Consider the following 3,594-nt stretch of genomic DNA (forward strand, 5'->3'; position numbering starts at 1 on the left):
AATACCACGTTCAATGAGCAGCTGACGGAAAAAGACTGGCATTAAACGTGAATGCACTACTGCTAGATCATGATCTACCATACTAATGAAAGACATTAAGTGTAGACATTCAGTTTCACCTAAATCATGTGGTAGCTGTACCACAATAAACTCATCTACATTGTCAGCTGTCATTTCTTTTAGCTGACGAATAGCTTCATCATTTGTTCGATACCCTCTACCTACCACAAGCGTTCGATCATCAAGCCAAACAATATCTCCTCCGTCAGAAACGGCCTCCCCAGAGAGTTCTCCAATGATCGGGATACCTCTATCTTGTAAAAAATTTTTATACACCGCTGCTTCTGGCTGTCTTAATGTTTTACCTGATTTTAGTATAATGGCCCCGCTAGGCGTGAATTTGACCGGGTCATGCGCATAAATGGAATCCAATCCTACTTCATCTGCTTCCGGCAAATAATCAATCGTATCAACATACTTTTCAAGAATTCCAACAAATTCAGCATATTCACTTAGAGCTTCCTCATAGTTAGGCTCTGATAAGTAGTTAAATGTTTTCCATTCATCCGCAAGATGTGCTTGGCTTCGGAAAGCGTCTTTAGGATGTTTTACTATAACGCGTTTCAAAGGTGCATACATTGATGAACAATAATGCATTCCTTTCACCTCATTTCCGTGTAGTGGAAAACGTTTCCGTTAAGAGGAAAGTTTATATGAAGAATATATTCGTTTTATGCTATACTGTCAATATATTTAGAAAACTTTTTATTTTTCTTTTATTGTTATGTAGTTACATTCTCGTAGAAAAACCTATACTGATCATGAAAGATATCAATTTGAACCTGACCTGAGAAACATTAACCACTTAGAAATTTTGGAACTAGACGTAGATGAAGAATAAAAATAAAATAGGATGAAGGGAGGTGGGACAAATGCAATTATTAGAGCGAGCTATGACGATTGCGAAGGTTTTAGCTTCTGAAGCAAATGACAGTAGCTTGTCCATTTCAGAGCTTTCTACAAAATGCGATTTACCCTTAAGTACTTTACATAGAATTTTAAAGGCCATGATTAAACAAGGTATGATTGAGCAAGATGAACAATCGAAGCACTATCGTCTTGGGACAATATGGATGGAGCTTGGACTACAAGTGTATGACACAATGGACTATATTAGTAAAATTAGACCTGAGTTAGAGCGCTTGGCAAGAGAGGTTGAAGAAAGCGTCTATTTAAGTAAGCCTGCCGGTTTAGATACGATTATTATTGAAAGAATAGACAGTGCAGCAAATCCTATTCGAATTTATGACCAGCTAGGTATACGGATACCTATGCATATCGGTGCGGCAAATAAAGCCATTCTTGCCTCTCTGCCCGACACACAATCCAAAGAAATTTTAGAGCAGCTTGTAATGCAAGATGAAATAGCTGAAATAGAGGAACAGCTTCGCCAAATTCGGCAACAAGGATATGCGATTAGTCATGGGGAACGATCTGCAGGTACGTCCTCCATTGCAGTTTCTGTTATAGATGGTTTTGGGGAAGTGATTGGGGCAGTAAGCATCGGCTTTGTGAATTTTAATGTCTCTCAAGACCATATTAATACATTAATTGAGCGTTTGGTTGATACTGGCAAACGTGTGTCAATGAAACTTGGTTATCGAGGGAAATGATAGAGGACCACTTTTTTTACGTTTTTTTGCCTGTAAAGGTTTTTTTCTTGAAAGGTTATGTGAAAACTGTTGCACTGAACGCCATCGTATGTTAAATTATTATGGTATGTGAAATACCGAACTGAAATAATAATCTTTCAGCATCAACAGTAAGGAGGGAATACAACATGCCAAAACAATGTGTAATCACTGGACGTAAAACTCGTACTGGTAACAACCGTTCCCACGCTATGAACGCTAACAAACGTACTTGGGGTGCTAACCTTCAAAAAGTTCGTATCTTAGTTGACGGTAAACCAAAACGTGTATGGGTTTCTGCTCGTGCATTAAAATCAGGTAAAATTGAGCGCGTTTAATCGCAGCTTCTAAAAAATCGATTTCGCATTGAGCGTAAATCGATTTTTTTCTTTCATTAGTATATAAATAGAAGTAAAGTAAAAAATCCGACTAACATCAGTCGGATTTTTTTACTTTCTTATCTTTTTTAAATAGGTTAATACAAGTACGCGTGATACTACTCACAAATTTCGGCAGCTGGAACGTATATACTTTCAGGACTCTCTCCCCCTTACGCTAATCTATGCTTCTTATCATTAAACATATGCCTCGTGAGAAAGATATAGACCCTGAAGTTCCTATTATTTCATTACTTGTGAATCGAGTTGTTCCTAAAGAAATTTCCTCATTCGTTGTTTCATATTTTACTTGTCGCAATGTCACTTCCTGAATAGGCTCTTCATGAGCAAAAAAGGACAAGTATCGGTATCGACTATCTGCATAAATCGTATGGTTACCTGGTAGTAAAAATTGCAACATATTTGAATGATTGATAATCTTCAGCTCAACATGAGGGTGCTCTTTTTGTAATCTATAAATGGAACGAACAGCTGCCTCATAATGATCTAAACGTCCACCCGTAACACCCGTCAAAATAATTTCTTGAGGCGCATACGTATAGGCTTTCAGCAAAGCTAGATCCGTATCTGTTTCATTTTTTTCTTCCTGAAAACGCTGCTGATCATCTGTTTGTGCCATTACCAATTGATACTCCTCGTCGGTTAAGGAATCAAAGTCACCAACAATGGCATGAGGGGTAATCCCATGCTCAATTAAATATAAAGCTCCACGATCCGCTCCAATAAACACGACATCCTGTTGTTGTTGAAATGAAGAGAATGAACAAAGTTCTTGTTTTGGTCCACCTGCACAAACAACGACTGTCGTCATCCTTTAATCGCAGCCTCACCAGCCGCTAAAATCTCTTGAAGTGCAGCTGTTCGATCTTCTTTACTATAAATTGCTGATCCTGCCACAAAAATAGTCGCTCCAGCCTGTGCACATGGAACAATCGTTTCAGCAGTAATACCTCCATCAATTTCAATGGCGATATCAAGACCTCGCTCTTTAATCATTGTCGATAATGCTTCAATTTTAGGCACAACAGAATGAATAAATTTTTGTCCACCAAAGCCTGGATTGACAGTCATCAATAATACCATATCAATATCTTCCAAAATGTGTTGAATGGATTCTATTGGTGTATGTGGATTTAATACAACACCAGCCTTTACGCCGTACGAACGAATTAATTGTATAGTACGATGTAAATGACGGCATGCCTCCACATGTACTGTAATATAGTCTGCTCCAGCTTTAGCAAACTGTTCAATATATTGATCTGGATTTTCGATCATTAAATGCACATCTAAAGGTAGTTCAGTTAAAGGACGGATTGCATCTAATACGATAGAACCAAATGAAATATTTGGCACAAAGTGACCATCCATTACGTCAATATGAATTAGTGTTGCACCCGCTTGCTCTACTTCCTTTACTTCTTCTCCTAATTTTGCAAAATTCGCTGCTAAAATTGATGGTGCTATTTGTATCATTATTAATACCTCGGCTTTCGGTCCATAAT

The 3,594-nt window shown here is 37.9% G+C and carries 6 protein-coding genes; 2 read left to right on the plus strand and 4 right to left on the minus strand.

Annotated features, from left to right (window positions below):
* On the minus strand, window positions 1-657 hold a 657-nt coding region (locus tag RT445_RS23265), incomplete at its 3' end, for a dimethylarginine dimethylaminohydrolase family protein (RefSeq protein WP_313471702.1).
* A 275-nt stretch (window positions 658-932) separates the two neighbouring features.
* Here RT445_RS23265 and RT445_RS23270 point away from each other — a divergent pair.
* Complete coding sequence (locus RT445_RS23270) at window positions 933-1,673, plus strand: IclR family transcriptional regulator (protein WP_274795923.1); 741 nt, start codon at window positions 933-935, stop codon at window positions 1,671-1,673.
* Window positions 1,674-1,840: 167 nt separating this feature from the next.
* Window positions 1,841-2,029 carry a 50S ribosomal protein L28 gene (gene rpmB / locus RT445_RS23275; protein WP_274795922.1) on the plus strand — a complete coding sequence of 63 codons (189 nt, stop codon included), beginning with the start codon at window positions 1,841-1,843 and terminating at the stop codon, window positions 2,027-2,029.
* A gap of 97 nt (window positions 2,030-2,126) precedes the next feature.
* Here rpmB and spoVM read toward each other — a convergent pair whose 3' ends face one another.
* The 3 genes from spoVM to rpe are packed head-to-tail and all read right to left on the minus strand — an operon-like array spanning window position 2,127 to window position 3,565.
* Entirely contained in the window at window positions 2,127-2,228 is a 102-nt protein-coding gene (gene spoVM, locus RT445_RS23765; RefSeq protein WP_099805045.1) for a stage V sporulation protein SpoVM, read from the minus strand.
* Window positions 2,229-2,246: 18 nt separating this feature from the next.
* Window positions 2,247-2,900, minus strand: coding sequence for a thiamine diphosphokinase (locus RT445_RS23280; protein ID WP_312506788.1), 654 nt, complete (start codon window positions 2,898-2,900; stop codon window positions 2,247-2,249).
* A complete protein-coding gene (gene rpe, locus RT445_RS23285) occupies window positions 2,897-3,565 on the minus strand; it encodes a ribulose-phosphate 3-epimerase (RefSeq protein ID WP_274795920.1) in 669 nt (222 codons plus the stop codon). Before rpe ends, RT445_RS23280 begins: the two co-directional genes overlap by 4 nt.
* Window positions 3,566-3,594: the final 29 nt, after the last annotated feature.

It is taken from the genome of Lysinibacillus sp. (assembly GCF_032093475.1).
In the GTDB taxonomy this organism is placed as follows: Bacteria; Bacillota; Bacilli; order Bacillales_A; family Planococcaceae; genus Lysinibacillus; species Lysinibacillus irui.

What these genes read in the sequence shown, in the direction of transcription:
- RT445_RS23270 (WP_274795923.1), top strand. Translation starts at nt 933, where the DNA reads ATGCAATTATTAGAGCGAGCTATGACGATTGCGAAGGTTTTAGCTTCT.
- rpmB (WP_274795922.1), top strand. Translation starts at nt 1,841, where the DNA reads ATGCCAAAACAATGTGTAATCACTGGACGTAAAACTCGTACTGGTAAC.
- RT445_RS23280 (WP_312506788.1), bottom strand. Translation starts at nt 2,900, where the DNA reads ATGACGACAGTCGTTGTTTGTGCAGGTGGACCAAAACAAGAACTTTGT.
- rpe (WP_274795920.1), bottom strand. Translation starts at nt 3,565, where the DNA reads ATGATACAAATAGCACCATCAATTTTAGCAGCGAATTTTGCAAAATTA.